The organism is Variovorax durovernensis, assembly GCF_977011995.1.
Window position 1 is genome coordinate 6,427,427 of sequence record NZ_CDRNCW010000001.1, and the last position, 24,925, is coordinate 6,452,351.

Genomic DNA, 24,925 nt, shown 5'->3' on the forward strand with positions numbered 1-24,925 from the left:
TTTTTCCTTTGTGTCATCTGCCGCAGTTGCCTGCGGGAGCCATCTGCGAAGCGCGGATGGCAGTGGGCTTAGATAAAAAACAAATGCGCAGCCGCTTGAAAAAGCCGGCTGCGCCTTGCGGACTGACGATCAGATGCGACGACGCTTCTGGGGACGGCAGCCGTTGTGCGGAACGGGCGTCACGTCGGCAATGGAGTTGATCCGGATGCCGAGCGCAGCCAGTGCGCGCACCGACGATTCGCGACCAGGACCAGGGCCCTTGATCTCGACGTCGAGGTTCTTGATACCTTGTTCGACAGCAGCACGGCCGGCAACTTCGGAAGCGACCTGCGCAGCGAACGGGGTCGACTTGCGCGAGCCCTTGAAGCCCTGGCCACCCGACGAAGCCCACGACAGGGCGTTGCCCTGGCGATCGGTGATCGTGATGATGGTGTTGTTGAACGAGGCATGCACGTGGGCGATACCGTCCGCAACGTTCTTGCGAACCTTCTTGCGAACGCGCTGTGCGGCGTTGTTTGCAGGTGCTTTAGCCATGCTGGTCTATCCTTATTTCTTCAGGGACTGCGCAGCCTTGCGCGGACCCTTGCGGGTGCGGGCGTTGGTGCGCGTGCGCTGGCCGCGCATCGGCAGGCCGCGACGGTGACGGAAGCCGCGATAGCAGCCGATGTCCATCAAACGCTTGATGTTCATCGTCGTCTCGCGACGCAGATCGCCTTCGATGGTGAACAGAGCGATCTGGTCGCGGATCTTTTCGAGATCGGCGTCGGTCAGATCCTTGATCTTCTTCGAATACTCGATGCCGCTCGCTTCGCAGATTTGACGGGCGCGGGTGCGACCGATGCCGAAGATGGCGGTCAGGCCGATTTCAGCGTGCTTGTGCGGCGGGATGTTGATGCCAGCAATACGTGCCATGTGCGTCCTCTAATACTCTTCAATCAACCCTGGCGCTGCTTGTGGCGCGGGTCGGTGCAAATCACACGCACCACACCTTTACGGCGGATGACCTTGCAATTACGGCAGATGGTTTTGACCGAAGCCGAAACTCTCATTTCATTCTCCTAAAACTGTTTAACGTGGCGGTCTACCGCCCGGACTCAATACTGAAACACAGCCCTACGATGTCTTGAAGTTCGCCTTCTTCAGCAGCGATTCGTACTGCTGGGACATCATGTAGTTTTGCACCTGGGCCATGAAGTCCATCGTGACGACCACGATGATCAGCAGGGAGGTACCACCGAAGTAGAACGGCACGTTGTACTTCAGGATCAGGAACTCGGGCAGCAGGCAGACGAAGGTGATATACACCGCGCCGGCCAGCGTCAGGCGAACCAGAATCTTGTCGATATAGCGAGCGGTCTGGTCACCCGGGCGAATGCCAGGAATGAATGCACCACTCTTCTTCAGGTTGTCGGCCGTTTCCTTGCTGTTGAACACGAGTGCCGTGTAGAAGAAGCAGAAGAAAACGATCGCAGCGGCATACAGCAGCACGTAGATCGGTTCGCCCGGACGCAGTGCGCCCGCAACGTCCTTGATCCAGCGGAAACCGCCTTCACCGGTACTGAACCAGCCAACCACCGTTGCGGGCAGCAGGATGATCGACGAGGCAAAGATCGGCGGGATCACGCCAGCCATGTTCAGCTTCAAGGGCAGGTGCGACGACTGGCCGCCATAGACCTTGTTGCCGACCTGGCGCCGCGCATAGTTCACGAGGATCTTGCGCTGACCGCGTTCGACGAACACCACGAAGTAGGTGACCAGCACGACGACGGCGATGATGAAGAGCGCAATGATCGGATTCATTGCACCAGTCGTCACCAGCGACGCCAGGCCACCGATCGCGTTCGGCAGGCCGGCCGCGATACCTGCAAAGATCAGGATCGAGATGCCGTTGCCCAGGCCGCGTTCGGTGATCTGCTCACCGAGCCACATCAGGAACATCGACCCTGCCGTCAGGCTCACCATGGCGGTCAGGCGGAAGCCGAAACCGGGGGCGATGACCAGACCAGCCGACGACTCGAGAGCCACCGCGATGCTGAACGATTGGAACAGTGCCAGACCGAGCGCGCCATAGCGCGTGTACTGCGTGATCTTGCGGCGGCCGGCCTCGCCTTCCTTCTTCAATTGCTCGAAGGTCGGAAGCACGTAGGTCATCAGCTGCATGATGATCGACGCCGAGATGTACGGCATGATCCCCAACGCGAACACGGTGAAGCGCGAGAGCGCACCGCCCGAGAACATGTTGAACAGGCTCAGAATGCCGCCCTGCTGGCCCTGGAACAACGCTGCCAGCTGGTCCGGGTTGATACCCGGCACAGGAATGTGCGCGCCAATCCGGTAGACCACGAGCGCGAGCAGCAAAAAGACGAGCCGACGACGGAGGTCGCCGAACTTGCCTGTTTTTGCGATCGTTGCCGCGTTAGTTGCCACGAAGAACTTCTTTCAGTCCGATGGTGATCAGGCGATGCTGCCGCCGGCTGCTTCGATCGCAGCCTTGGCACCAGCGGTAGCGCCCACGCCCGTCAGCTTGACGGCCTTGGTCAGTTCGCCGGTCTTGACGACCTTGACGACCTTGGCGAGCTGGCCCACGAGGCCGGCTTGCTTCAGCGCCAGGACATCCACTTCGGCCAGGCCGAGCTGCTCGAGGGCAGTCAGCGTGACTTCGGCGTTGAACTTCAGCAGGTGCGACTTGAAGCCGCGCTTCGGCAGGCGACGCTGCAGAGGCATTTGACCGCCTTCGAAGCCCACCTTGTGGAAGCCACCTGCGCGCGACTTCTGGCCCTTGTGACCGCGACCTGCGGTCTTGCCGATGCCAGAACCGATACCACGGCCAACGCGACGCTTGGCGTGCTTGGCGCCGGCTGCCGGCTTGATGCCATTGAGTTCCATATCAGTCTCTCTTACAGAACTTTGACCAGATAACTGATCTTGTTGATCATGCCGCGCACTGCGGGCGTGTCTTGCAGCTCGCTCACGCTGTTGAGCTTGCGCAGGCCGAGGCCGCGCACGGTCGCGCGATGCGATTCCTTGGTACCGATCGGGCTCTTGACCAATTGGACCTTGAGGGTTTGTTGTTGCGTCATTTGAATGCTTCTTTCGGCTTGCGCTTAAGCGAAGATTTCTTCGACGGTGAGGCCGCGCTTGGCAGCCACTTGACCCGCGGTCGTCGAGTTCTTCAACCCGTCGAGCGTGGCGCGAACCATGTTGTAGGGGTTCGACGAACCATGGCTCTTGGCCACGATGTCGGTGATACCCATCACTTCGAACACGGCGCGCATCGGGCCGCCGGCGATGATGCCGGTACCCTTGGGAGCCGGGTACATCACGACCGTCGAAGCGCCATGGTGGCCTTGCACCTGGTGGTGCAGCGTGCCGTTCTTGATCGAAACCTTCAGCAGGTTGCGACGCGCTTCTTCCATGGCCTTCTGCACTGCAGCGGGCACTTCCTTCGACTTGCCCTTGCCCATGCCGACGCGGCCATCGCCATCACCAACGACGGTGAGTGCTGCGAAACCGAGGATACGACCACCCTTCACCACCTTGGTGACGCGGTTGATCGCGATCATCTTCTCGCGCAAACCGTCCTCGGGGCCTTCGTTCTGCGTTCTTGCCTGAATCTTTGCCATTTTGAATCTCGTGTCCGGTTAGAACTGCAGGCCGGCTTCGCGGGCGGCCTCGGCCAGCGCCTTGACGCGGCCGTGGTAAGCGAAACCTGCGCGGTCGAAAGCGACCTTCTCGACGCCGGCTGCCTTCGCCTTTTCAGCGATGCGCTTGCCGACGGCGGTGGCTGCGGCGGCATTGCCGCCCTTGCCCGAACCGCCGAGCGAGGTACGCACTTCGGCTTCTGCCGTCGATGCGGTTGCAATCACCTTGGAGCCGTCGTCGGAGATGACGGTTGCATAGATGTGCAGGTTGGTGCGGTTCACCGTCAGACGGGCCACGCCCTGCGTCGCGATGCGAATGCGGGTCTGGCGCGAGCGGCGAAGACGCTGTGCTTTTTTGGTCAACATCATTTTGCTGCCCCTTACTTCTTCTTGGTCTCTTTGATCACGATCTTCTCGTCCGAATAACGGATACCCTTGCCCTTGTAAGGCTCGGGCGGACGAACAGCGCGGATCTCAGCGGCGATTTGACCAACGCGCTGACGGTCAGCACCCTTGATCACGATTTCGGTCGGGGTCGCGGTGGCCACCGTGATGCCTTGCGGCATGTCGATGTTGACCGGGTGCGAGTAACCGACTTGCAGGTTCAACTTGTTGTTGGAGGCTGCAGCCTTGTAGCCGACGCCGACCAGGTTGAGCTTCTTCTCGAAGCCCTTGGTCACGCCAACCACCATGTTGTTCACCAGCTGACGGATCGTGCCGCTCATCGCATTCGCTTCACGCGAATCGTTGGCGGGCTCGAAGTTCAGCTTGCCGTCATTGCTGACGATCTTCACCAGCGCATTGCGGGCCAGGCTGAGCGAACCGCCCGTGCCCTTGACGCTGATCTGGTCTTCCTTGATCGACACATCCACGCCTGCGGGGATGGTGATCGGCATTTTTCCTACTCGGGACATTTCAGTAACTCCTCGATGTCTCGGTTAGGCGACGTAGCACAGAACTTCACCGCCGACACCGGAGGCGCGAGCCTTGCGGTCGGTCATCACGCCCTTGGGGGTCGTGACGATCGCAACGCCGAGGCCGTTCTGGACTTGCGGAATGGAAGCACTGGCCTTGTAGACACGCAGGCCGGGGCGGCTCACGCGCTCGATGCGCTCGATGACCGGACGGCCAGCGTAGTACTTCAGCGAGATTTCAAGTTCGCTCTTGCCGGCTTCGGTCTTGACCTGGAAGCCGTCGATATAGCCCTCGTCCTTCAGGACTTGTGCGATTGCGATCTTCACCTTGGAAGACGGAACCGACACGGTGGGCTTCGCCACCATCTGCGCGTTACGGATACGCGTCAGCAGGTCGGCAATGGGATCACTCATGCTCATGTTGTTTGCTCCTGCCTGGCTTACCAGCTGGCCTTGGTGACACCGGGGATGTCGCCGTTGAAAGCCAGTTCGCGGATCTTGGCGCGGGCCAGACCGAATTGACGGAAGGTGCCACGGGGGCGACCGGTGATTTCGCAACGGTTGCGCTGACGCGTGGGGTTCGCGTTGCGCGGGAGCTTTTGCAGCGCCAGACGGGCAGCTGCACGCTCTTCGTCGGTCTTCTTCACGTCATTGGAAGCCGCCTTCAGTTCCGCGTGCTTCGCAGCGAACTTGGCAACCAGCTTGTCGCGCTTGAGTTCGCGCTGGATCAAAGATGCTTTAGCCACGGATCACCTCAGTTCTTGAACGGGAAACGGAAGCCGGCGAGAAGCGCCTTGGCTTCTTCATCGGTCTTGGCCGTCGTCGTGATGCTGATATTCAGACCGCGCAGGGCATCGACCTTGTCGTACTCGATCTCGGGGAAAATGATCTGTTCCTTGACGCCGATGTTGTAGTTGCCACGGCCGTCGAACGCACGGCCGGAGATGCCGCGGAAGTCGCGAACACGCGGCAGCGCGATGGTCACGAAACGGTCCAGGAACTCATACATCTGCACGCCACGCAGCGTGACCATGCAGCCGATAGGCTGGTTTTCGCGGATCTTGAAACCGGCGATAGCCTTCTTCGACTTGGTGACCACGGGCTTCTGGCCAGCGATCTTGGTCAGGTCGGCGACGGCGTTGTCGAGAACCTTCTTGTCGGCGACTGCTTCACCCACACCCATGTTCAGGGTGATCTTGGTGAGGCGCGGAACCTGCATCGGCGACTTGTAGCCGAACTTTTCCGTCAGGTCTTTCGCGATCTTTTCGCGATAGTGTTGTTGGAGACGTGCCATGTGAGTACCTCTTAGGCGAACTTGATTTCGCCGCCGCTGGACTTGAAGACGCGAACAGCCACGCGCTTGCCGTCAGCACCCTGGGTGATCTTGATGCCCACGCGGTCGGCCTTGCCGGTCGCGGCATTGAAGATCGCCACGTTGGATTGGTGAATGGGCATGGACTTCTCGACGATGCCACCGGTCGTACCCTTGAGGGGGTTCGGCTTGGTGTGCTTCTTGACGAGGTTCAGGCCTTCGATGACGACGTGCGAGTCGTCCTTGCGCAGCGAGACGGTGCCCCGCTTGCCCTTGTCACGGCCGGCCAACACGATGACCTGGTCGCCTTTGCGAATCTTGTTCATGGCGTTGTTGTCCTTACAGAACTTCGGGTGCCAGCGACACGATCTTCATGAACTTCTCGGTGCGCAGTTCGCGCGTGACCGGTCCGAAGATGCGGGTGCCGATGGGCTCCAGCTTGGCATTGAGCAGCACGGCGGCATTGCCGTCGAACTTGACGAGCGAACCGTCGGCGCGACGGATGCCCTTGGCGGTGCGGACCACCACTGCGCTGTAGATCTCGCCCTTCTTGACGCGACCACGCGGAGCGGCTTCCTTGATGCTGACCTTGATGACGTCGCCCACGCTGGCGTAACGCCGCTTGGAGCCACCGAGCACCTTGATACACAGGACGGATTTCGCGCCTGTGTTGTCGGCCACTTCGAGCCGGGATTCAGTTTGGATCATTTCTTGATATTCCCAACTTGTACCGATGTGCCTCCAGGAGGGAAACACCGCGGTCAGTCTTGGGCCCGTCGTCCGCACCTCGAACCACTCGAGGCACTTCCGCTTTGGGCTGAAAGCTTCGCCTTTTGGAAGCGAAGCCCGCGATTGTGGCACGCACTTGTGCCGATGTCAACAACCCTATTACACCACCAAGCGCTGGCACTAGACTCCCGAAGGTGCGCACCCCTGCGAAATCCCTCTTTTCGGCCCCGCATCCAGGCCGCCGCAGCTTTCTGGCCAGCGCGGCCGGCCTGCTGGCGCTGGGCCTGGGCGCCTGCAGGAGCGCCGCTCCGCAGCAGGACCCCGGCCGGCTGCGACTGGTGGCCGAGGCGCGCTGGGCGCACCGCCTTCATATAGAAGGCACCACGGTGGGCGGCCTCTCGGGTATCGACTACAACCCGGTGCGAGGTGAGTACCTGCTCATCAGCGATGACCGGTCAGACTTTGATCCGGTGCGCTACTACACCGCACGTTGGCCCCTGCCGCAGGCCGCGCCGCCCGAACCCACCGGCGTGGTAAAGCTGCAACGCCCCGGCGGCGGCCCTTGGCCCAGCCGGCGCCAGGCCATCGACGGCCTCCCGGTGCCCGACCCCGAAGCCCTGCGCCTGCGCCCCTCGACCGACACCATCCTGTGGACCAGCGAAGGCGACATCGCCCGGGGTTTCGGCCCCGCGCTCTACGAATCCGCCCGCGACGGGCGCTTCCTGCGCGAATTCGCCATGCCGCCGATGTTCCAGCCCGACCCGGCAAAGCGCCGCGGCCCGCGCGACAACCTGACGTTCGAGGGCGTCACCCTCACGCCGGACGGCCGCTTCGCCTGGCTGGGCATGGAGAACGCGCTGATCCAGGATGGCCCCGAGCCCACCACCGGCGCGCCCGGCGGCCCCTGCCGCTTCACCCAGCTCGACCTGGAGAGCGGCCGCGCCGTGCGCCAGATCGCCTACGTGCCCGACGCCATTCCGCTGCGCCCGCTGGTGCCCGGCACCTATGCCGACAACGGCGTCAGCGAGATCCTGATGATCGACGCCCACCGCATGCTGGTGCTGGAGCGCGCCTATGCCACCGGTACCGGAAACTCGCTGCGCCTCTACGAAATCGACACCCACACCGCCGGCGAGGTGCTCTCCATCGACACGCTGGCGCCGGGGAACCACCGCCCGGCCTCCAAGACCCTGGTGGCGGACTTCGCCGCCTTGGGCCTGTCGCGGCTCGACAACACCGAGGGCATGTGCTGGGGGCCGCCGCTGCCCGACGGCAAGCGCATGCTGGTGGTCGTGAGCGACGACAATTTCAATCCGCTGCAGATCACCCAGTTCGCTGCCTTCGCCTTCGAATAACCCGACCGACCATGACCATCGCCGTCACTTTCCTGCCCCGCACCGCCCCCGCGCCGCTGCCACCCGTCGCCTTCATCGGCGGCGGCAACATGGCGAGCGCCATCATCGGCGGCCTGATCCAGCAAGGCTCCGCGGCCGATTCGTTCGAGGTGGTCGAGCCCTTCGAGGAGGCCCGCGCGAAGCTGGCCCAGTCTTACGGCATCGTCGCGAAAGCCGAGGCCGGGGAAGCGCTGTCGCGCTGCGAGGTGGTGGTGTGGGCGGTCAAGCCCCAGACATTTGCCGAAGCCGCCCGCCCGGTGCGCGAATTCGCCAGCGGCGCGCTGCAGCTCAGCGTGGCCGCGGGCATTCCGTCGGACAGCATCGCCCGCTGGCTGGGCACCGAGCGCGTGGTGCGCGCCATGCCCAACACGCCCGCGCTGGTCGGCAAGGGCATGACCGGCCTGTTCGCGCGCGCCGGCGTCACCGGCGCCGACCGCTCACTGGTCGGCCAGCTGCTGGCGCCCACCGGCGAGCTGATCTGGGTCGAGGCCGAACCCGCGCTCGACGCCGTGACCGCCATGTCGGGCTCGGGCCCGGCCTATGTGTTCTATTTCATCGAGGCCATGACCGAGGCCGGCGTCGAGATGGGCCTGACGCCCGACCAGGCCCAGCGCCTGGCCATCGGCACCTTCACCGGCGCGTCGGCGCTGGCGCACAGCGCGACCGAGCCGCCGTCGGTGCTGCGCGAGCGCGTGACTTCCAAGGGCGGCACGACCTACGCGGCCATCACCTCGCTGCAGGCTGCCGACGTGAAGGCGCAGTTCAAGACCGCGATCCGCGCGGCACAGAAGCGCGCCGCGGAGCTGGGCGAGGAATTCGGCCGGGACTGATCTCAGGCCGCGGGCAACGCACGCGGCCCGAGCAGGAAGAGCCACTCGGCCGCCAGCGTGACGGTGCCGTCTTCCAGTTCGAGCCGGACTTCTTCCTTCAGCAAGAAACTGTCGCCAGGCCTGGGCGTCGCTTCCGCGATGCGCACCCGCGCCCGGAAGCGCGCGCCCACCGGCATCGGCCGCACGAAGCGCAGGCGGTCGAAGCCATAGTTGAGCGCGTGATTCGAGTCGAACGGCAGCAGCGTGCGCATGGCCTCGCCGGTCAGGCGGATCAGGTGCGACACCTGGAAGAAGCCCTGCACGATGGTGCCGCCGTAGTCCGCCTCGCGCGCCGCGCGCTCGGGGTCGAGGTGGATCCACTCACCCTCGCCGTCGCCCGACAGCTCCGAGTAGCGGTCGACCATCTCCTGCGTGATGCAGTGCCATTCGGAGAAGCCCTCCTGGCCGATCTTCTGTTTCAGCTGCTCCAGCATTGCGTCGGACATCGCGTTCAGCGCAGCGCGTAGCCGGCCACGATGCCGGCGAACACCGTGAAGCCCAGCCAGTGGTTCAGCCGGAAGGCCTTGAAGCAGCCGTCGCGCGTGCGGTCATGAATGAGCCGCCAGTGCCACAGCGCCTGCGCCGCGGCCACGGCGATGCCGGCGTAGAACAGCACGCCCAGCGACCGGCTCGCGCCGGCCCAGATCCACACCGCGAGAAAGATCGCGTAGCTCGCCATCACCGCCGCCACGTCGAAGCGGCCGAAGGTGATGGCAGAGGTCTTCATGCCGATCTTGAGGTCGTCGTCGCGGTCGACCATGGCGTATTCGGTGTCGTAGGCAAGCACCCAGAACAGGTTGCCCGCCAGCAGCCAGGCGGCGAACACGGGCACGTGCGACTGCACCGCCGCAAAGGCCATCGGAATGCCGAAGCTGAAGGCAATGCCCAGCACTGCCTGCGGGATCGACACGAAGCGCTTGGCGAAGGGGTAGATCAGCGTGATGGCCAGCGCCGCGAACGACCACAGCACCGTCGTGCGGTTGGTGGTGAGCACAAGAGCGAATGACATCAGCGCCAGCACCGCGCCGAGCCCCAGCGCCTCCTTGACCGACATCGCGCCGCTGGTCACGGGCCGTTGCGCCGTGCGCTTGACGTGGCGGTCGAAGTCGCGGTCGGCCACGTCGTTGACGCAGCAGCCCGCGCTGCGCATGAGGAAGGTGCCGAGCGTGAACACCACCACCAGGTGCCAGCCCGGCCAGCCGTCGGCCGCGAACCAGAGCGCGCCCAGCGTGGGCCACAGCAGCAGCAGCCAGCCTGCGGGGCGGTTCCAGCGGATCAGGTCGAGGTAGAGCGCGAAACGACGTGCGAGCATGCGAAGGAACGAGACGGGCAAAAAAAGAGCGGCCATTGTGCCGCTCTTGTGCTGGTGCGAGGAAAGCGCGCGCTCAGTCTTCGAGCAGCGAACGCAGCATCCAGGCGGTCTGGTCGTGCACCGTGCAGCGCGCGGTCAGCATGTCGGCCGTCGGGTCGTCGCCGGCTTCCTCTGCCACGGGGATGAATTCGCGCGCGATGCGCGAGACGGTCTCGTGGCCCTTCACCAGGATGCGCACCATCTCCATCGCCTTGGGCGGGGTCTGGGGCACGTCGGGCACGGTGGCGATCTTGCTGAACTCGGCGTAGGAGCCCGGTGCGTAGTGGCCCAGCGCGCGAATGCGCTCGGCCAGCACGTCGGTGGCGCCCCACAGCTCGGTGTACTGGCCCATGAACATCGCATGCAGCGAGTTGAAGTGCGGGCCGGTCACGTTCCAGTGGAAGTTGTGCGTGGTGAGGTACAGCGTGTAGGTGTCGGCCAGCACGCGGCTCAGGCCTTCGGCGATGGCTGCGCGGTCCTGGCGCTCGATGCCGATGTTGATGATCGGCGCATTGCGGCTGCCCGACTCCTGCGCGACCACCGTGCCGCCCTTCTTGGGCACCTTGCCGGCGGAGGAAGCAGGCGACGATTTCTTCGAGGCTTTGGCCATGGCGAGAACTCTTTCTTCAAGTTTGGGTGGAACGCTTCGATTCTGGAAGCCGGCGTGCGGCTTCGCAACAGCGTCACTCTATCTCAGCGATCAACGATTCAAAACGGCCCTCGCGTAGGCCGATTCCCCGAATTGCCGCCTTCAGGACAGCCGCTTGACGCCCGGCAGCTCGCAGGCATAGATCGCGTTGCGCAGCGCCGCGATGGCTTCGTAGCGCGTGAAGGTGCGCCGCCATGCGAGCACCACGCGGCGCGTGGGCGGATCGCGGTCGTGCGCGTCGCGCACCGGCAGGTAGCGCACCATCTGCTCGGCCTCCTTGCGGCCCTTGACCCTCGGCTTGAGCGCCTCGGCCGGCACCGACAGCCGCGGCACCAGCGTCACGCCCATGCCGGAGGCCACCATGTGCTTGATGGTTTCCAGCGACGAGCCCTCGAAGCTCTTGCGGATGCCTTCGGCATTGCTGGAGAAGCGCGCGAACTCGGGGCAGACCTCGAGCACGTGGTCGCGAAAGCAGTGGCCGGTGCCCAGCAGCAGCATGGTCTCGCTCTGCAGTTCCTCGGAGGTGATCGACTCGCGGTCGGCAAACTTGTGCTTCGCGGGCAGGGCCGCCATGAAAGGCTCGTCGTACAACGGCGCCATCGCCAGGCCGGTGTCGGGAAAGGGCTCGGCCATGATGGCGCAGTCGATCTCGCCTGCGCGCAGCATCTCGAGCAGCTTGACGGTGAAGTTCTCCTGCAGCACCAGCGGCATCTGCGGCGTGCGCTGGATCACCTGGCGGACCAGGTCGGGCAGCAGGTACGGCCCGATGGTGTAGATCACGCCCAGGTTCAGCGGGCCGGCCAGCGGGTCTTTGCCGCGCTTGGCGATTTCCTTGATGCTGGCGGCCTGGTCGAGCACGCTTTGCGCCTGCTGCACGATCTGCTCGCCGAGCGGGGTGACGGTCACCTCGCCGGCGCTGCGCTCGAAGAGCTTGACCTCGAGTTCGTCCTCCAGTTTCTTGATGGCGACCGAGAGGGTCGGCTGGGAGACGTAGCAGGCCTCGGCCGCCTTGCCGAAGTGCCGTTCGCGGGCTACTGCGACGATGTATTTGAGTTCGGTGAGAGTCATAGCTTGCGTCAATTATGCGCAAGCGCCCGTGACCCGGCGCCCCTGGGGCTTTGGCGGAACAACTCTGGGGACAGTTTCAGCACAAGGCCCCACTTGTCCACAGCGGCATCGTTCGCCGGCGAGTTGTCCTTTTTCCAGGACAGCGCCGAAACAGACGTGTACACAGTGACGCGGGTGTGGCAAGTCGTTGTCAGCCAAGAGAAAACACCCGCTGTCCACAGATGGGGTTTACCCTTATCTACTACTACTAACTTAAATAAGAAGAATAAATAAGAGAGAAGCGGCAGCCGTCACGGGGGATCGCAGGGCCCATCAGCCGATGGTCGCGATCGCCGACCCCACCGCCACGTAGCCGCCCGCAGCCACGCCGAATGCGATGCGCCCCGCGCGGTGCGCGAGCACCTGCATTTCCATCTTCATCGCCTCCATGACGGCGATCACGGCGCCCTGCGCAACCTCGTCGCCATCGGCGACCTTCCAGCCCTGCAAGGTGCCCGACACCGGCGCCGCCACGGCCGCCGGGTCCTGCACCGCCACGGCCTCGGCCGGTGCGGCTGTGGCGCCCCCTGCATTGGCGGACGACAGCCCGCGCAGCAGCTCGGGCGGCAGGCCCAGCGACAGGCGACGGCCGTCGACCTCGATCGCGGTGCGCACCAGCACGGTGTCGGGCCTTGGCTCGGGCCGCGCGGCGGCGGTCTCGCCGTTGGCGAAGTCGGTCTCGATCCAGCGCGTGTGGACCTTGAAGGCATCGCCGGACACGAAATCCGGATGCGCCATCGCGGCACGATGGAACGGCAGCACCGAGGCCACGCCTTCGATGCGGAATTCGGCAAGCGCGCGGCGCGCCCGCGCGACGGCCTGCTCGCGCGTGGCGCCGGTGACGATCAGCTTGGCCATCAGCGAGTCGAAGGTGCCCGGCACGCTCGAGCCGGCCACCACGCCGGTGTCGATGCGCACGCCCGGGCCCGAGGGCACGTCGAACACCTTCACCGGGCCCGGCGTCGGCAGGAAGCCGCGGCCGACGTCCTCGGCGTTGATGCGGAACTCGAAGGCATGGCCGCGCGGCGCCGGCGTTTCGGTGACCGACAGCGGCAGGCCGTCGGCAATGCGCAACTGCTCGACCACGAGGTCGATGCCGGTGGTTTCTTCCGTCACCGGATGCTCGACCTGCAGCCGCGTGTTGACTTCGAGGAACGAGATCGCGCCGCTCGCGCTGAGCATGAACTCGACCGTGCCGGCGCCGGTGTAGCCGGCCTCGGCGCAGATGTCGCGCGCCGACTGGTGGATGCGCTCGCGCTGCGCGTCGCTCAGGAATGGCGCGGGCGCTTCTTCCACCAGCTTCTGGTTGCGCCGCTGCAGCGAGCAGTCGCGCGTGCCCAGCACCACGACGTTGCCGTGCGTGTCGCCCAGCACCTGTGCCTCGACGTGGCGCGGCCGGTCGAGGAACTGCTCGACATAGCACTCGCCGCGGCCGAAGGCGGTGACGGCCTCGCGCACGGCCGATTCGTACAGGCCCTCGACCTCGTCCATGCGCCACGCGACCTTGATGCCGCGCCCGCCGCCGCCGAACGCGGCCTTGATGGCCACCGGCAGGCCGTGCTTCTCGGCAAAGGCCAGCACCTCGGCTGCGCTCTGCACCGGGTCGGCGGTGCCCGCGACCAGCGGCGCGCCGACCTTCATGGCCAGCTTGCGCGCCTGCACCTTGTCGCCCAGCCGCGCGATGGCTGCAGGCGACGGGCCGATCCAGGTCAGCCCCGCGTCGATGACGGCCTGCGCGAACGCGGCGCTCTCGGACAGGAAGCCGTAGCCGGGGTGCACCGCGTCGGCGCCGCTGCGCGCCGCCACGGCCAGCAGCTTGGCGATGTGCAGGTAGGTATCGGCGGGACGGTCGCCCTCCAGGCCGTAGGCCTCGTCGGCCATGCGCACATGCAGCGCGTCGATGTCGGCATCGGCGTACACGGCCACCGATTGCACGCCGTAGTCGGCGCAGGCGCGCGCGATGCGCACGGCGATTTCGCCTCGGTTGGCGATCAGGACTTTTTTCATCGGAAGACTCTCGATCAGTGTTCGACCGGGCCGAGTCCGGCCATGGGTTGGAAACGGACGCGGGCGTTCACGGGAATCTGCCCCGCGCGGTCCAGGTGATGGGTGGCGACCGAGGCGATCACGGGATAGCCGCCGGTCAGCGGATGGTCGGCCAGGAACAACACGGGCTGGCCGCTGGGCGGCACCTGGATGGAGCCGCGCGCGGTGCCCTCGCTGGGCAGCTCGGACAGGTTGGCGCGCACCAGCGGCCGCTCGCCGGCCAGGCGCAGCCCGACGCGGTTGGACTGCGGCGTGACCTGCCACGGCTGGCCGCACAGCTGCGCGATGGCCTCGGACGTGAACCAGTCGGCGCGCGGGCCGGGCACGATGTCCAGCACGACTTCTTCCTGCATGGTGGGCAGGTCCGCAGGCGGCGTCTCGGGCGCGCCGACGACGGCACCGATATGCACGGCACGCACCGGCAGCACGTCACCGGCAGCCAGCGCGGGCGGGCCGATGCGGGCCAGCGTGTCGCTCGAGCAACTGCCCAGCACCGGCGCGACCGCGAAGCCGCCGCGCACCGCCACATAACTGCGGATGCCGGCGACGGGCTCGCCCAGCGAGAGCGTGTCGCCGTCGGCCAGCGCGAAGGGCTGGTAGCGCGGCAGCGGCCATTTGGCGCCGTCGGCACGGGTCAGCGTGAGGGGGCCATCGGCACCGGTGACGGCCACCGCCGCCTCGCCGCGGCAGACGAGCTGGAAGCCGCCGTAGGCGACTTCGATGCAGGCGTTGTCGGAGGCATTGCCGACGAGCCGGTTGGCCGCCTGCAGCGCGCGCTGGTCCATCGCGCCGGATACCGACACGCCCTGGCGCGCCTGCCCGGGGCGGCCCCTGTCCTGCAGCAGCGCCTGCACGCCGGCGGCGCGGATCTCGAGCGCGCAGTCGCCGGGCGCGGGCGCCGCGAATGCGGAAGGCGCTTCGCTCGGTGGCACGGGCAAGGTCGCCGGCGAGGCGGTGACGTCCACGAAGCGCACGGTGTCGCCGGGTTGCAGCAGCGCCGGCGTTGCGCGCGACAGGTCCCACATCGGCGTGTCGGTCACGCCGATGATCTGCCAGCCACCGGGGCTGGCCTGCGGGTACACGCCGCTGAAACTGCCGGCAAGGCCCACTGCACCGGCGGGGATGCGGGTGCGCGGCACCTTGCGGCGCGGCACGTCCAGGCTCGGATGGCCGCCCGACAGATAGGCGAAGCCCGGCGCGAAGCCGGTGAAGGCCACGGTGTAGTCGCTGCCGGTGTGGCGGCGCACCACCTCTTCGGGCGAAACGCCGAGCAGGCCGGCCACTTCGGCCAGGTCCTCGCCGTCGTAGCGCACGGGAATCTCGATGCGCTTTTCCGCGCGCGTCTCGCGGGCGTCGAGGCTGCGCAGCCGCAGCTGGCGCGCAAGCCCGGTTGCCGTCAGCGCGGCGGGCCGGAAGGTGATCAGCAGCGTGCGCGCGGCGGGCACCAGTTCCTCGATGCCGTCGATGGGCTCGGCGCGCAGCGAGGCGAGCAGCGCGAGCGTCTGCGGCAGGTCGTCGAGCTCGACCAGCACGGCATTCAGGTTGGCCGACAGGCAGCGCATGGTCATGCGTCCGTGCCCGTGCTGGTACCCGCGAACGAAGCGATGGTCACGCCGGCCTGCGCCAGCCGCTCGCGCACCTGCCGCGCCATGCCGACCGCGCCAGGGCTGTCGCCATGCACGCAGACCGATTCGGCACGGATGCGCACGGTGCTGCCGTCGATGGCCGTCACCACGCCCTCCTCGGCGAGCCGCAGCATGCGCTCGGCCACGTCCTGCGCGTCGTGCAGAACGGCACCGGGTTCGCGGCGCGACACCAGCGTGCCCTGCGGCGTGTAGGCGCGGTCGGCAAAAGCCTCGGCCACGGCGCGCAGGCCCTGGGCCTCGGCCCAGCCCAAAAGCGGTGAGCCGGCCAGCGCCACAAGGCACAGGCCGGGGTCGATTTCGCGGATGGCGGCGATCACGTCGCGCGCCTGGCGCTCGTCGTGGGCGATGGTGTTGTAGAGCGCGCCATGCGGCTTCACGTAGCGCACGGTGGTGCCGGCGGCGGCGGCCAGGCCCTTGAGGGCGCCGATCTGGTAGATCACGTCGGCGCGCAGGTCGGCGCTTTCCACGTCCATGTTGCGGCGGCCGAAGCCCACCAGGTCGCGGTAGGCCACATGGGCGCCGACCACGACGCCGCGCTGCGCGGCCTGGCGCAGCGTGCGCAGGATGCCGGCGGGGTCGCCTGCGTGAAAGCCGCAGGCCACGTTGGCGCTGCTCACGATATCCAGCATGGCGGCGTCGTCGCCCACGCGCCAGACGCCCAGGCTCTCGCCGAGGTCACTGTTCAAGTCGATGTTCATCGTTCGTCTTTTCCGGCGCGCGGCAGGCACGCGCCACAGGGGTCATCGGGTCAGTGCAGGCGGCCGCCGGTCTCGCGCACGTCGTCGCGCACGGTCAGCGCGGTGCGGATCGCCACGCGGAAAGCCTCGACCTGCGTCGCGAGCGCCAAGCTGGCGAAGCCGGGTTTGGAAGCCGCCTGCTCGGGCAGGTAAGGCACGTGGACGAAGCCGCCGCGCGTTTGCGCAAGCACGGGCTGCGTCGCGATGCGGTGCATCAGCGCATAGAAGATGTGGTTGCAGACAAAGGTGCCCGCGCTGTTGGACACGGCCGCTGGCAGGCCGGCCGCGCGCATGTCGCGCACCATGGCCTTGATCGGCAGCGTGCTGAAGTAGGCCGCCGGGCCGCCCTCGACCACCGGGATGTCGATGGGCTGGTAGCCGGCGTTGTCGGGAATGCGCGCGTCGTCGACGTTCAGCGCGGCGCGCTCCAGGGAGATCTCGGTGCGCCCGCCCGCCGCGCCGATGCACAGCACCAGCACGGGTGGCGCGCCGGCCGCCAGCGCCTCGTCGAGCCGGTCGATGGCACGGCCGAACACGCAGGGCAGCTGTACCGCATGCACCGCGGCGCCTTCGCAGGCCCAGCCGTCGAGGGACCGCGCGATTTCCCACGCCGGGTTGACGGGGTCGTTCTCGAAGGGCTCGAAGCCCGCGAGCAGCACGCGGGGCGCGGCGGTACCGGTCGTCTTCTTCATTGCAGAGCCTCAGCGGAACATCAGGAAGTAAAGCAGGAAGATGTTGACCACCAGCAGCGCGGCGGCAGTGGGCACCTGCACCTTGATGACCGCGTTCTTGTCCGGCAGTTCCAGCAGCGCCGCCGGCACGATGTTGAAGTTGGCCGCCATCGGCGTCATCAGTGTCCCGCAGTAGCCCGAGAACATGCCGATGGCCGCCATCACCGCCGGGTCGCCGTGGTACACGCCCACCAGCACCGGCACGCCGACTCCGCCCGTCATCACCGGGAAGGCCGCGAAGCCGTTGCCCATGATGATGGTGAAGAGCGCCATGCCCAGCACGTACACCACCACAGCGACGAAGCGGATGTCCATGTTGATGTAGCTGGTGGTGATGTACGCCACCGCCTTGCCCACGCCGGCGTCGGAGAACACCAGGCCCAGCATGCCCAGCATCTGCGGCAGCACCACGGCCCAGCCCAGCGCGTCGGTCAGGCGGCGCGACTCGCGCATGCCCTGCACCGGCGTCTCGCGCGTCAGCCAGCAGGCCAGCGCCAGCGCCACCACGCAGCCCACGCCCAGGCTCACCAGCGTGGTGTTCTTGGGGTCGAGCAGGAAGGCGTCGCCGATCTTGACCTTGCTCATCAGCACGGTGCCGATCACGGTGACCAGCGGAATCGCCAGCGCCGGCATGAAGAGCTTGTTGCCCAGGCGCATGGCGCTGGCCTGGTACTGCTCGGGCGAGGGCTCGCGGTGCTTGCCCGCGCCGACGCCGCGCATGCCGGCAATGACGGCCATCGCGATGGCGCCCACGCCCACCCATGCGGGCGGCAGCTTGTCGCCGACCAGGAACACCAGCGAATAGAGCGCCCAGAACAGGCCGCTGGTGTAGCGCTTGGGGTGCTGGCGGTCGGTCAGCGTCATGATGGCCGTGATCGCGAGGATCAGGCCGACCAGGATGTAGAGGTGCTGGATCGAGAGAATCATGATCAGCGGCCCTCTTGCGTGGCGGGAACGGCCGGGGCGTCAGGGCTCGGGGTGCCTTCCATCTCGCGGGCGATGGCCTGGTCGAGGCGGCGCAGGCGCCACGAATGGATGACGAACGCGGCGATCGCGGTGGGGATGCCCCACATCGCCACATGCAGCGGCTCGACGTCGATGCCCGCTTCATGCAGGAAGGTGGTCATCAGCACGATGGCGCCGAAGGCCACGAAGATGTCTTCGCCGAAGAACAGGCCCACGTTGTCGGTGGCCGCGGCATAGGCGCGCAGCTTGTGGCGCAGGCGCTCGGGCAGCTTGCCGTAGCGGGTTTCGGTGGCGCCTTCGGCCATGGGCGCGAGCAGCGGGCGAACCATCTGCGGATGGCCGCCGAGGCTGGTCAGCCCCATGGCCGCCGTGAGTTCGCGCGCGGCGAGGTAGACGATCAGCAGGCGCCCGGCGGTGGCCGACTTGATGCGCCCGATCCAGTTCTGCGCATGCTGGCGCAGGCCGTGGCGCTCCAGCAGCCCGATCACCGCCAGCGGCAGAAGAATGATCAGCGGCAGGTTGCGGGTCTTGATGAAGCCGGTGCCGATGGCCGTGAGGATGGCCATGGGGCCGAAGCCCGCGGCGGCGGCCGTCACGATGGCCGTGACGATCACCACCAGCATCGGATTGAAGCGCAGGATGAACCCCGCAATGATGACGGCCACGCCAATCAGCGGCCAGAGAGGGATGTCAGGAGTCATGTTGGTCTTTCGTGTTGGAGTTCACAGCCGCCTGGCGCATATGCCGCCGGCACGTCGATCTACGCAAGTGCCATGCCAATGAATGAGCAATTCAAACCACCTGAATCACTCATTTTCTTTGGATTGTTGAACAATCAATGCGAGTGTGCCCAACAAAGGTGCCTGGATGACCCCATGGAAACCCTGATCGCGTTGCGATCTGGTGCGCTGGCGGCCAGCGGAAATCTGCTACAAACGCGCGGCACCGACGCCCCCTCCACCTACCTCCCGGCATGAATCGACAGGTTTCCACCACAACGCCCGCCTCGCCGGCCGCGGGCACGCAGACGCTCAACGACCGGGTGGCGGAACTCATCCGCCAGAAGATCGTGAAGGGCGAGTTCTCGCCCGGGCAGCGGCTGTCGGAGGCCACGCTGGCCGACAGCTTCGAGATTTCGCGCAACACCCTGCGCGAGGTGTTCCGCACGCTGACCAAGGAAGGCCTGCTCAAGCACGCGCCCAACCGCGGCGTGTTCGTGGCGGTGCCGAGCATCGCGTCGATCATCGACATCTACCGCGTGCGCCGCCTCATCGAATGCCAGGCGCTGGCGCAGGCCTACCCGCGCCACCCCGCCAAGAAGCACATGCGCGAGGCGGTCGAACTGGCGCTGAAGTGCCGCGAGGCCGGCGACTGGCTGGGCGTGGGCACTGCGAACATGGAGTTCCACAAGGGCATCGTGGAGCTGGCCGACAGCGAACGGCTGAACGTGCTGTTCGCGCACATCCTGGTCGAGCTGCGGCTGGCCTTCGGCCTGCTCAAGGACCCGGAGTTCCTGCACGCGCCCTACGTGGACATGAACACCAAGCTGCTCGAACTCATCGAGGCCGGCAAGTTCGCCGAGGGCTCGGCGGCGCTGAACGACTACCTGATCCACTCCGAGCGCATCGTGCTCGCGGTCTATGCGCGGCAGATGCCCGAGGGCGGAATCGACAGCTAGGCAGGGCCTGAGAAGAGCGGTACCGGCGTCCTCGATGAGCTGAAATAATGGCAGCCCCGCCACGCAACGCCGACGGATACGCGCCATGACCCTGTCTGCCTACCTGCTGTTCCTGCCCGCCTGCTTCGCCATCAACATGGCGTTCGGGCCCAACAACCTGCTGTCCGTGACCAACGGCGCGAAGCACGGCGTGTCGCCGGCAGTGATCGCGGCCAGCGGGCGGCTCGTGGCCTTCGCGATCATGATCGCCATCGCGGGCCTGGGCATGGGCGCGGTGCTGGTGGCGTCGGAGCTGGCCTTCCACGTCATCAAGTACATCGGCGCGGCGTACCTCGTGTGGATCGGCATCCGCCTGCTGCGCGCCCCGGCGCCAACGGCCGATGTGGGTTTGCGCGACGCATCCGCGCCGCCGTCCATGCGCGCGCTGGCACGACAGGAATTCACCGTGGCGGCCGGCAACCCGAAGGCCATCCTGGTGTTCACCGCCTTCTTTCCGCAGTTCGTGGCGCCGGGCGCCTATGCCAGCAGCTACCTGCTGCTGGGCGCGACCTTCCTGGTGTTCGAGGTGGTCGCGATCGCCCTCTACGCGCTGCTCGGCGCGCGCATGCGCCGCATGGCCAACGGCAGCCGCGCGATGCGCTGGTTCAACCGCATCAGCGGCAGCATGATGGTCGGCTTCGGCCTGATCCTCGCCTTCACGCGCCGGCCGACGACCTGAGTTCTCTCAGGCTTTGAGGTACTCGGCCTTGGTGCCTAGCCAGCGGTCGATGTGGCGCTGCGCCAGGTCGGGGTGCTTCTGGAGCATGACGGGCGCCAGCTCGCGCGCCCACTCGAGCAACAGCGTATCTGTCGTCAGGTCGGCAAAGCGCAGCAGCGGCGCGCCCGACTGACGCGCACCCAGGAACTCGCCGGGCCCGCGAATCTCCAGGTCGCGCCGCGCGATCTCGAAGCCGTCGCCGGTCTCGGCCATGGCCTTGAGCCGGGCGCGCGCGGCCTCGCCCACGCGGCCGCTGTCGCCGGGCGCATAGAGCAGCACGCAGGCCGAGGCCGCCGCGCCGCGCCCTACCCGGCCGCGCAACTGGTGCAGCTGCGAAAGGCCGAAGCGCTCGGCATGCTCGATCACCATCAGCGAGGCATTGGGCACGTCCACGCCCACCTCGATGACAGTGGTGCTCACCAGCACCTGGATCTCGTTGGCGGTGAACGCGGCCATCACCGCCTGCTTCTCGGCCGTGGGCATGCGCGAATGCAGCAGGCCGACCTGGATCGGCTCGCCCAGCGTGCCGGCCAGTTCGTCGCGGGTTTCGGTGGCGTTGCGCAGGTCGACCGCCTCGCTCTCCTCGATCAGCGGGCACACCCAGTACACCTGCCGCCCCTGCGCGATCTGCGCATGGATGCGGTCGATGACCTCGTCGCGCCGGTGGTCGGCCACAAGCTTGGTGACGATGGGCGTACGGCCCGGCGGCAGCTCGTCGAGCGTGGACACGTCGAGGTCGGCGTAGTAGCTCATCGCCAGCGTGCGCGGGATGGGCGTGGCACTCATCATCAGCAGGTGCGGTTCCAATCCGGCGCCGGGCCGCCCCAAGCCGGAGGCCTCCCCCTCGGGGGGGTGAGGCGAAGCCTCAGGGGGGCCAAGATTGCCTGCCGCTTTGCCGCGCAAGGCGAGCCGCTGCGCCACGCCGAAGCGATGCTGCTCGTCGATGATGGCCAGCGCGAGATTCTTGAAGCGCACCTTCTCCGAGATGACGGCATGCGTGCCGATGACCAGCGCGGCCTCGCCGCTCTCCACCGCCGCCGACATCGCATCGCGCTCTTTCTTCTTCTGGCTGCCCGTGAGCCACGCCACGCGCAGGCCGCGCTCGGCCAGCAAGGGATCGAGCCAGCCGACCAGCTTGCCGAAATGCTGCGCCGCCAGGATTTCGGTGGGCGCCATCAGCGCGCACTGGAAGCCCGCATCGATGGCGCGCGCCGCCGCCAGCGCGGCCACCACCGTCTTGCCCGAGCCCACGTCGCCCTGCAGCAGCCGGTGCATGGGAATCTCGCGGCAGAGGTCGCGCGTGATTTCCTCGCCCACCCGCTGCTGCGCGCCGGTCAGGCCGAAGGGCAGCACCGCGAGCAACTGCGCATGCAGCGAGGCGGCGGCGGGCTCGGCCGGCGCGGGCAGCACCGGCGCGCGCTGCGCCGCGCGTTCCAGCCGTGCCTGCAATTGCGACAGCTGCTGCGCCAGCAGTTCCTCGGCCTTGATGCGCTGCCATGCCGGGTGGCTGTGGTCTTCGAGCGTGGCCATCGCCACGTCGGGCGTCGGGTAGTGCAGGAAGCTCAGCGAGGCGCGCAGGTCCCAGGCGCCGCGAAAGCCGATCTGCACCGGAATGGTCTCGTCGAGCACAGCCCGCGCCAGGCCCGAGCGCACCTCGCGCCGCAGCACCGGCTGCGGCAGCCCCGCCACGGTCGAGTAGATGGGCGTGAGCGCGTTGGGCAATGCAGTGCCGGCGGCCTTCACCGTGGGATGCATGATCTGCCGCCCCACGAAGCCGCCGCGCATCTCGCCGCGCACGCGCACCCGCGCGCCGACCGCGAGCTGCTTCTGCTGCGACGGATAGAAATTGAAGAAGCGCAGCTGGCAGGTGTCGCTGCCGTCGTCGATGGTGGCGATGAGCTGCCGGCGCGGGCGGTACACCACCTCGCATTCCGTGACCACGCCCTCGACCTGCGCCATGTCGCCGTCGCGCGTGTCGACCAGGCGCACGATGCGGGTCTCGTCCTCGTAGCGCATCGGCAGGTAGAGCGCGAAGTCGATGTCGCGCACCAGGCCGAGCTTGCGCAGCGCGCGCTGCACCTGGCTCAGGCCGGCACCGGGCGGCTGCGGCGGCGCAGCGGCGGCGGCTGCTGGATCGGCAGTGGGCAAGGGAGCTTGTTTCTTGGGCGGCACGGGCGAAGCTTCTAGCGCGGGCGGCAAAGGTCAGTCAAGGCGCTGCGCGCATCGGGAAACGCGAAGCGGAACCCGGTCTGCAGCAGGCGCGCGGGCGCCACGCGCTGCCCCTCGAGCAGCAGGTCGGCCTGCTCGCCCAGCAGCAGCCTGACGGGCGCGGCGGGTGTCGGCATCCAGCAGGGGCGGTGCATCACGCTGGCGGCCACGCGGGTGAATTCTTCCTGCGAGAGAGCGCCGGGAGCGGTGAAGTTGAAAGCCTGCGCCGCCGCTGCATCGCCACCAGCCTGTTCGGCCAGGCCCCACACATGGGCCATCGCGCGGATCACGTCATGCACATGCACCCACGACAGCCACTGCCGCCCGCTGCCCAGGCGGCCGCCCATGCCGAGCGCCACGGGCAGCAGCAGTTGCGGCAGCGAGCCCTGGTGGCCCAGCACGAAGCCGAAGCGCATGCAGGCCACCTGCACGCCGTGCGCAACGGCGCCCCGCGCGGCCTGCTCCCAGGCCTGGCACAGCGTCGACATGAAGATGTCCTGCGGCGGTGCGTCTTCGGCCAGCTCGGCGGTGTCGCCCTGCGGCTGCACGCCGTAGTAGCCGATGGCCGAACCCGACAGCAGCAGCCAGGGCTTGCGCGCACGCGTGGCGATCCACGCGACCAGCGTGTTCGTCAGGCCCGCGCGGCTTTGCATCAGCTGGCGCTGGCGCCGCTCGTTCCAGCGCTGGCCGAGAATGCGCGCGCCCGCCAGGTTGATGACCACGTCGACATCGTCCGTCGCCGGGATCTGCTCGAGCGCCTGCACGCAGCGCACCGCGCCACCGAAGCCCCAGGCGGCCGAGCGCGCATCGCGCGTCCACACCGTCACCGCATGGCCGTCGGCCAGCAGGTGGCGCACCAGGAGCTGGCCGATGAAGCCGGTGCCGCCGGTCACCAACACGCGCTGCGGCTTGCTGCCGAAATGCACCGGCGCATCGACCGCGCGCTGTTCTTCCTGCGCGGTGCGCCGGAACAGCGCGCGCGCCGCCAGCCCGTCGCGCAGACCCGAAATGCCCACGCCCACACCGCACAGCGCGAGGAAGGCGCCGAGCCAGCCTTGCGGCTGCCACACCAGCGCAGTGGGCTGCGCCGCCCAGTCGACCGCATTCATGGCAAGCAGCGCGATGAAAGCTCCGGCATTGATGGCCAGCACCGTGTGCGTGACACGCTCGGTGGGCGGCAGCAGGCGGCTGCCGTCTTCCACCACGAAGTCCCACAGCGTGAGCACGATCTCGACGCCGAACACCGCGAGCAGCACCCAGGCCCACACGCCGTGCCAGGCCCACGACGACAGTCCGATGAACATGGCGCAGTAGATCGACGAGCGCACCGCGTGGATGGACAGCTCGCGCCGCGCGGTGTTGCGCTGCGCCAGCGCCTCGGTGCCTTCGTGGTGATAGAGCGTGTCGAACGCGCCCATCAGCCCCTGTGCGGCCATGAGCTGCAGCGCCAGCAGGTGGGTGTCGATCGTCATGCGGCCACCGCCCTGGGTTCAGTCACTTCCTCGAACACGCCGACCTGGGTGAAGGTGGTGCCCATCAGCCAGTGGCGGATCTCGATGCGGATGTTGAAGCGCTCCGGCGTCTCGTTGTGGTGCCACAGGAAAGTCTTGCCGGGCGTGAACACGCCGGGCAGCGGAATGCGCCAGCCCAGCACGTCCCAGAAGTAGCCGTCGCTCTGGAAATGCAGGCTGCCGTTTTCTTCCACGCTCAGCACCAGCTTCATGCCCAGGCCCATGCCCACGTACTCCAGCACCTCGCCGCGCTCGCTCTCGCGCATGAAGCTGGTGAACTGGATCGGCTTGCGGCCATGCAGGCGATAGATGCGCTGCTTGTAGATGGCCGGATCTTCGGGCTTGGCATAGACCTGTATCTCCACCGGAAAATTGGCGTCGCTGTAGGGAATGAGCGCGCCCTGGATCATCGGCTGCGTCAGGTGCCCCAGCAGCTTGCCGAAGCGCGAGCAGCTCAGCTCGCTGAGCGCGCCGAGGTAATGCAGCGCCTTGCCCGGCAACGGGTTCTTGTCGAAGCGCCGGCGGATGTCGGGGTGCAGGCCCTGCCACTTGCTCCCCAGGATCTTCTTGAAGAGTTCGCCTTCGGAAGGGCCGGGCTGGGGTGCGACGCGCGCGGCATGTGAATCAGGCATCCGCCGATTCTGCCTTGGCAACACGGCCCCGATAGCCCCGCCTCGAC

General features: G+C 67.0%; 31 protein-coding genes. 4 read left to right on the forward strand and 27 right to left on the reverse strand.

What is annotated here, in order from left to right; translation table 11 throughout:
• Nucleotides 1-129 precede the first annotated feature (129 nt).
• The 14 genes from rpsK to rplN all read right to left on the reverse strand — a co-directional run bounded on the left by rpsK (nucleotide 130) and on the right by rplN (nucleotide 6,575).
• The gene (gene rpsK, locus ACWV14_RS30495) at nucleotides 130-534 is read right to left on the reverse strand and encodes a 30S ribosomal protein S11 (RefSeq protein WP_009124825.1); all 405 of its coding nucleotides are present in this window, start codon (nucleotides 532-534) and stop codon (nucleotides 130-132) included.
• 12 nt (nucleotides 535-546) lie between these two features.
• Nucleotides 547-912, reverse strand: coding sequence for a 30S ribosomal protein S13 (gene rpsM / locus ACWV14_RS30500; RefSeq protein WP_013544105.1), 366 nt, complete (start codon nucleotides 910-912; stop codon nucleotides 547-549).
• 23 nt (nucleotides 913-935) lie between these two features.
• The gene (gene rpmJ, locus ACWV14_RS30505; RefSeq protein WP_013544106.1) at nucleotides 936-1,049 is read right to left on the reverse strand and encodes a 50S ribosomal protein L36; all 114 of its coding nucleotides are present in this window, start codon (nucleotides 1,047-1,049) and stop codon (nucleotides 936-938) included.
• A gap of 64 nt (nucleotides 1,050-1,113) precedes the next feature.
• Nucleotides 1,114-2,427 carry a preprotein translocase subunit SecY gene (gene secY, locus ACWV14_RS30510; RefSeq protein WP_009124822.1) on the reverse strand — a complete coding sequence of 438 codons (1,314 nt, stop codon included), beginning with the start codon at nucleotides 2,425-2,427 and terminating at the stop codon, nucleotides 1,114-1,116.
• Between the two features lie 27 nt (nucleotides 2,428-2,454).
• Nucleotides 2,455-2,886, reverse strand: coding sequence for a 50S ribosomal protein L15 (gene rplO, locus ACWV14_RS30515; protein WP_009124820.1), 432 nt, complete (start codon nucleotides 2,884-2,886; stop codon nucleotides 2,455-2,457).
• Nucleotides 2,887-2,897: 11 nt separating this feature from the next.
• Entirely contained in the window at nucleotides 2,898-3,080 is a 183-nt protein-coding gene (gene rpmD, locus ACWV14_RS30520; RefSeq protein ID WP_019653974.1) for a 50S ribosomal protein L30, read from the reverse strand.
• 24 nt (nucleotides 3,081-3,104) lie between these two features.
• Nucleotides 3,105-3,623: a 30S ribosomal protein S5 gene (rpsE, locus tag ACWV14_RS30525; protein ID WP_081267430.1), complete on the reverse strand. Its 519-nt coding sequence runs from the start codon at nucleotides 3,621-3,623 to the stop codon at nucleotides 3,105-3,107.
• Nucleotides 3,624-3,641: 18 nt separating this feature from the next.
• Complete coding sequence (gene rplR, locus ACWV14_RS30530; protein ID WP_081267539.1) at nucleotides 3,642-4,007, reverse strand: 50S ribosomal protein L18; 366 nt, start codon at nucleotides 4,005-4,007, stop codon at nucleotides 3,642-3,644.
• 14 nt (nucleotides 4,008-4,021) lie between these two features.
• A complete protein-coding gene (gene rplF, locus ACWV14_RS30535) occupies nucleotides 4,022-4,555 on the reverse strand; it encodes a 50S ribosomal protein L6 (protein WP_422084534.1) in 534 nt (177 codons plus the stop codon).
• Nucleotides 4,556-4,579: 24 nt separating this feature from the next.
• Nucleotides 4,580-4,975 (reverse strand): 30S ribosomal protein S8, encoded by a 396-nt coding sequence (gene rpsH / locus ACWV14_RS30540; protein ID WP_081267428.1) that lies wholly within the window; start codon nucleotides 4,973-4,975, stop codon nucleotides 4,580-4,582.
• A gap of 20 nt (nucleotides 4,976-4,995) precedes the next feature.
• Nucleotides 4,996-5,301 (reverse strand): 30S ribosomal protein S14, encoded by a 306-nt coding sequence (gene rpsN, locus ACWV14_RS30545; protein WP_081267427.1) that lies wholly within the window; start codon nucleotides 5,299-5,301, stop codon nucleotides 4,996-4,998.
• Between the two features lie 8 nt (nucleotides 5,302-5,309).
• Nucleotides 5,310-5,849: a 50S ribosomal protein L5 gene (rplE, locus tag ACWV14_RS30550; RefSeq protein WP_013544114.1), complete on the reverse strand. Its 540-nt coding sequence runs from the start codon at nucleotides 5,847-5,849 to the stop codon at nucleotides 5,310-5,312.
• An 11-nt stretch (nucleotides 5,850-5,860) separates the two neighbouring features.
• Nucleotides 5,861-6,193 (reverse strand): 50S ribosomal protein L24, encoded by a 333-nt coding sequence (rplX, locus tag ACWV14_RS30555; RefSeq protein WP_454905545.1) that lies wholly within the window; start codon nucleotides 6,191-6,193, stop codon nucleotides 5,861-5,863.
• Between the two features lie 13 nt (nucleotides 6,194-6,206).
• Nucleotides 6,207-6,575 (reverse strand): 50S ribosomal protein L14, encoded by a 369-nt coding sequence (rplN, locus tag ACWV14_RS30560; protein WP_009124801.1) that lies wholly within the window; start codon nucleotides 6,573-6,575, stop codon nucleotides 6,207-6,209.
• A gap of 215 nt (nucleotides 6,576-6,790) precedes the next feature.
• Here rplN and ACWV14_RS30565 point away from each other — a divergent pair, with 215 nt between their 5' ends.
• Together ACWV14_RS30565 and proC are read left to right on the forward strand one after the other, a co-directional pair.
• Complete coding sequence (locus ACWV14_RS30565) at nucleotides 6,791-7,951, forward strand: esterase-like activity of phytase family protein (RefSeq protein WP_454905546.1); 1,161 nt, start codon at nucleotides 6,791-6,793, stop codon at nucleotides 7,949-7,951.
• A gap of 11 nt (nucleotides 7,952-7,962) precedes the next feature.
• A complete protein-coding gene (gene proC / locus ACWV14_RS30570; RefSeq protein ID WP_454905548.1) occupies nucleotides 7,963-8,820 on the forward strand; it encodes a pyrroline-5-carboxylate reductase in 858 nt (285 codons plus the stop codon).
• A gap of 2 nt (nucleotides 8,821-8,822) precedes the next feature.
• On the opposite strand, the gene ACWV14_RS30575 is transcribed toward proC, so the two are convergent.
• From ACWV14_RS30575 to ACWV14_RS30620, 10 genes are all read right to left on the reverse strand, one after another.
• Nucleotides 8,823-9,305, reverse strand: a complete 483-nt coding sequence (locus tag ACWV14_RS30575) for a MaoC/PaaZ C-terminal domain-containing protein (protein WP_422084530.1) — start codon at nucleotides 9,303-9,305, stop codon at nucleotides 8,823-8,825.
• Nucleotides 9,306-9,310: 5 nt separating this feature from the next.
• Nucleotides 9,311-10,171 carry a 4-hydroxybenzoate octaprenyltransferase gene (gene ubiA / locus ACWV14_RS30580; protein WP_454906130.1) on the reverse strand — a complete coding sequence of 287 codons (861 nt, stop codon included), beginning with the start codon at nucleotides 10,169-10,171 and terminating at the stop codon, nucleotides 9,311-9,313.
• 73 nt (nucleotides 10,172-10,244) lie between these two features.
• Entirely contained in the window at nucleotides 10,245-10,820 is a 576-nt protein-coding gene (locus ACWV14_RS30585) for a Dps family protein (RefSeq protein ID WP_081267422.1), read from the reverse strand.
• A 141-nt stretch (nucleotides 10,821-10,961) separates the two neighbouring features.
• Nucleotides 10,962-11,927: a LysR substrate-binding domain-containing protein gene (locus ACWV14_RS30590; RefSeq protein WP_081267421.1), complete on the reverse strand. Its 966-nt coding sequence runs from the start codon at nucleotides 11,925-11,927 to the stop codon at nucleotides 10,962-10,964.
• Nucleotides 11,928-12,239: 312 nt separating this feature from the next.
• Complete coding sequence (locus tag ACWV14_RS30595) at nucleotides 12,240-13,973, reverse strand: acetyl/propionyl/methylcrotonyl-CoA carboxylase subunit alpha (protein WP_454905550.1); 1,734 nt, start codon at nucleotides 13,971-13,973, stop codon at nucleotides 12,240-12,242.
• Nucleotides 13,974-13,987: 14 nt separating this feature from the next.
• Nucleotides 13,988-15,574 (reverse strand): 5-oxoprolinase subunit B/C family protein, encoded by a 1,587-nt coding sequence (locus tag ACWV14_RS30600; protein WP_454906132.1) that lies wholly within the window; start codon nucleotides 15,572-15,574, stop codon nucleotides 13,988-13,990.
• Nucleotides 15,575-15,576: 2 nt separating this feature from the next.
• Nucleotides 15,577-16,356, reverse strand: coding sequence for a LamB/YcsF family protein (locus tag ACWV14_RS30605; protein ID WP_454905552.1), 780 nt, complete (start codon nucleotides 16,354-16,356; stop codon nucleotides 15,577-15,579).
• Nucleotides 16,357-16,406: 50 nt separating this feature from the next.
• Entirely contained in the window at nucleotides 16,407-17,087 is a 681-nt protein-coding gene (pcp, locus tag ACWV14_RS30610) for a pyroglutamyl-peptidase I (protein ID WP_454905554.1), read from the reverse strand.
• 9 nt (nucleotides 17,088-17,096) lie between these two features.
• Nucleotides 17,097-18,053, reverse strand: coding sequence for a DUF979 domain-containing protein (locus ACWV14_RS30615; protein ID WP_422084523.1), 957 nt, complete (start codon nucleotides 18,051-18,053; stop codon nucleotides 17,097-17,099).
• A 2-nt stretch (nucleotides 18,054-18,055) separates the two neighbouring features.
• Nucleotides 18,056-18,793, reverse strand: a complete 738-nt coding sequence (locus ACWV14_RS30620; RefSeq protein WP_454905556.1) for a DUF969 domain-containing protein — start codon at nucleotides 18,791-18,793, stop codon at nucleotides 18,056-18,058.
• A gap of 272 nt (nucleotides 18,794-19,065) precedes the next feature.
• Here ACWV14_RS30620 and ACWV14_RS30625 point away from each other — a divergent pair, with 272 nt between their 5' ends.
• Together ACWV14_RS30625 and ACWV14_RS30630 are read left to right on the forward strand one after the other, a co-directional pair.
• Nucleotides 19,066-19,770 carry a GntR family transcriptional regulator gene (locus ACWV14_RS30625; RefSeq protein WP_422084520.1) on the forward strand — a complete coding sequence of 235 codons (705 nt, stop codon included), beginning with the start codon at nucleotides 19,066-19,068 and terminating at the stop codon, nucleotides 19,768-19,770.
• An 85-nt stretch (nucleotides 19,771-19,855) separates the two neighbouring features.
• Entirely contained in the window at nucleotides 19,856-20,488 is a 633-nt protein-coding gene (locus tag ACWV14_RS30630) for a LysE family translocator (protein ID WP_454905558.1), read from the forward strand.
• 6 nt (nucleotides 20,489-20,494) lie between these two features.
• Here ACWV14_RS30630 and recG read toward each other — a convergent pair whose 3' ends face one another.
• Genes recG through ACWV14_RS30645 form a run of 3 tightly spaced genes read right to left on the reverse strand, consistent with a single transcriptional unit; the run spans nucleotide 20,495 to nucleotide 24,878 of the window.
• Nucleotides 20,495-22,699, reverse strand: a complete 2,205-nt coding sequence (gene recG / locus ACWV14_RS30635) for an ATP-dependent DNA helicase RecG (protein ID WP_454905560.1) — start codon at nucleotides 22,697-22,699, stop codon at nucleotides 20,495-20,497.
• Nucleotides 22,700-22,710: 11 nt separating this feature from the next.
• Nucleotides 22,711-24,207 carry a TIGR01777 family oxidoreductase gene (locus ACWV14_RS30640; protein ID WP_454905562.1) on the reverse strand — a complete coding sequence of 499 codons (1,497 nt, stop codon included), beginning with the start codon at nucleotides 24,205-24,207 and terminating at the stop codon, nucleotides 22,711-22,713.
• Complete coding sequence (locus tag ACWV14_RS30645) at nucleotides 24,204-24,878, reverse strand: DUF4166 domain-containing protein (RefSeq protein ID WP_454905564.1); 675 nt, start codon at nucleotides 24,876-24,878, stop codon at nucleotides 24,204-24,206. Before ACWV14_RS30645 ends, ACWV14_RS30640 begins: the two co-directional genes overlap by 4 nt.
• Between the last annotated feature and the right edge of the window lie 47 nt (nucleotides 24,879-24,925).

Coding starts and splice junctions, on each gene's coding strand:
- ACWV14_RS30575 (WP_422084530.1), bottom strand. CDS start 9,305: ATGTCCGACGCAATGCTGGAGCAGCTGAAACAGAAGATCGGCCAGGAG.
- rplF (WP_422084534.1), bottom strand. CDS start 4,555: ATGTCCCGAGTAGGAAAAATGCCGATCACCATCCCCGCAGGCGTGGAT.
- ACWV14_RS30620 (WP_454905556.1), bottom strand. CDS start 18,793: ATGACTCCTGACATCCCTCTCTGGCCGCTGATTGGCGTGGCCGTCATC.
- rplO (WP_009124820.1), bottom strand. CDS start 2,886: ATGGAACTCAATGGCATCAAGCCGGCAGCCGGCGCCAAGCACGCCAAG.
- ACWV14_RS30605 (WP_454905552.1), bottom strand. CDS start 16,356: ATGAACATCGACTTGAACAGTGACCTCGGCGAGAGCCTGGGCGTCTGG.
- ACWV14_RS30625 (WP_422084520.1), top strand. CDS start 19,066: ATGAATCGACAGGTTTCCACCACAACGCCCGCCTCGCCGGCCGCGGGC.
- pcp (WP_454905554.1), bottom strand. CDS start 17,087: ATGAAGAAGACGACCGGTACCGCCGCGCCCCGCGTGCTGCTCGCGGGC.
- ubiA (WP_454906130.1), bottom strand. CDS start 10,171: ATGCTCGCACGTCGTTTCGCGCTCTACCTCGACCTGATCCGCTGGAAC.
- rpsE (WP_081267430.1), bottom strand. CDS start 3,623: ATGGCAAAGATTCAGGCAAGAACGCAGAACGAAGGCCCCGAGGACGGT.
- ACWV14_RS30640 (WP_454905562.1), bottom strand. CDS start 24,207: ATGACGATCGACACCCACCTGCTGGCGCTGCAGCTCATGGCCGCACAG.
- rplN (WP_009124801.1), bottom strand. CDS start 6,575: ATGATCCAAACTGAATCCCGGCTCGAAGTGGCCGACAACACAGGCGCG.
- rpmJ (WP_013544106.1), bottom strand. CDS start 1,049: ATGAGAGTTTCGGCTTCGGTCAAAACCATCTGCCGTAATTGCAAGGTC.
- rpsK (WP_009124825.1), bottom strand. CDS start 534: ATGGCTAAAGCACCTGCAAACAACGCCGCACAGCGCGTTCGCAAGAAG.
- rpmD (WP_019653974.1), bottom strand. CDS start 3,080: ATGACGCAACAACAAACCCTCAAGGTCCAATTGGTCAAGAGCCCGATC.
- ACWV14_RS30585 (WP_081267422.1), bottom strand. CDS start 10,820: ATGGCCAAAGCCTCGAAGAAATCGTCGCCTGCTTCCTCCGCCGGCAAG.
- ACWV14_RS30590 (WP_081267421.1), bottom strand. CDS start 11,927: ATGACTCTCACCGAACTCAAATACATCGTCGCAGTAGCCCGCGAACGG.
- ACWV14_RS30630 (WP_454905558.1), top strand. CDS start 19,856: ATGACCCTGTCTGCCTACCTGCTGTTCCTGCCCGCCTGCTTCGCCATC.
- rplX (WP_454905545.1), bottom strand. CDS start 6,193: ATGAACAAGATTCGCAAAGGCGACCAGGTCATCGTGTTGGCCGGCCGT.
- ACWV14_RS30595 (WP_454905550.1), bottom strand. CDS start 13,973: ATGAAAAAAGTCCTGATCGCCAACCGAGGCGAAATCGCCGTGCGCATC.
- ACWV14_RS30600 (WP_454906132.1), bottom strand. CDS start 15,574: ATGCGCTGCCTGTCGGCCAACCTGAATGCCGTGCTGGTCGAGCTCGAC.
- ACWV14_RS30645 (WP_454905564.1), bottom strand. CDS start 24,878: ATGCCTGATTCACATGCCGCGCGCGTCGCACCCCAGCCCGGCCCTTCC.
- rpsM (WP_013544105.1), bottom strand. CDS start 912: ATGGCACGTATTGCTGGCATCAACATCCCGCCGCACAAGCACGCTGAA.
- rplR (WP_081267539.1), bottom strand. CDS start 4,007: ATGTTGACCAAAAAAGCACAGCGTCTTCGCCGCTCGCGCCAGACCCGC.
- rpsH (WP_081267428.1), bottom strand. CDS start 4,975: ATGAGCATGAGTGATCCCATTGCCGACCTGCTGACGCGTATCCGTAAC.
- proC (WP_454905548.1), top strand. CDS start 7,963: ATGACCATCGCCGTCACTTTCCTGCCCCGCACCGCCCCCGCGCCGCTG.
- rplE (WP_013544114.1), bottom strand. CDS start 5,849: ATGGCACGTCTCCAACAACACTATCGCGAAAAGATCGCGAAAGACCTG.
- ACWV14_RS30615 (WP_422084523.1), bottom strand. CDS start 18,053: ATGATTCTCTCGATCCAGCACCTCTACATCCTGGTCGGCCTGATCCTC.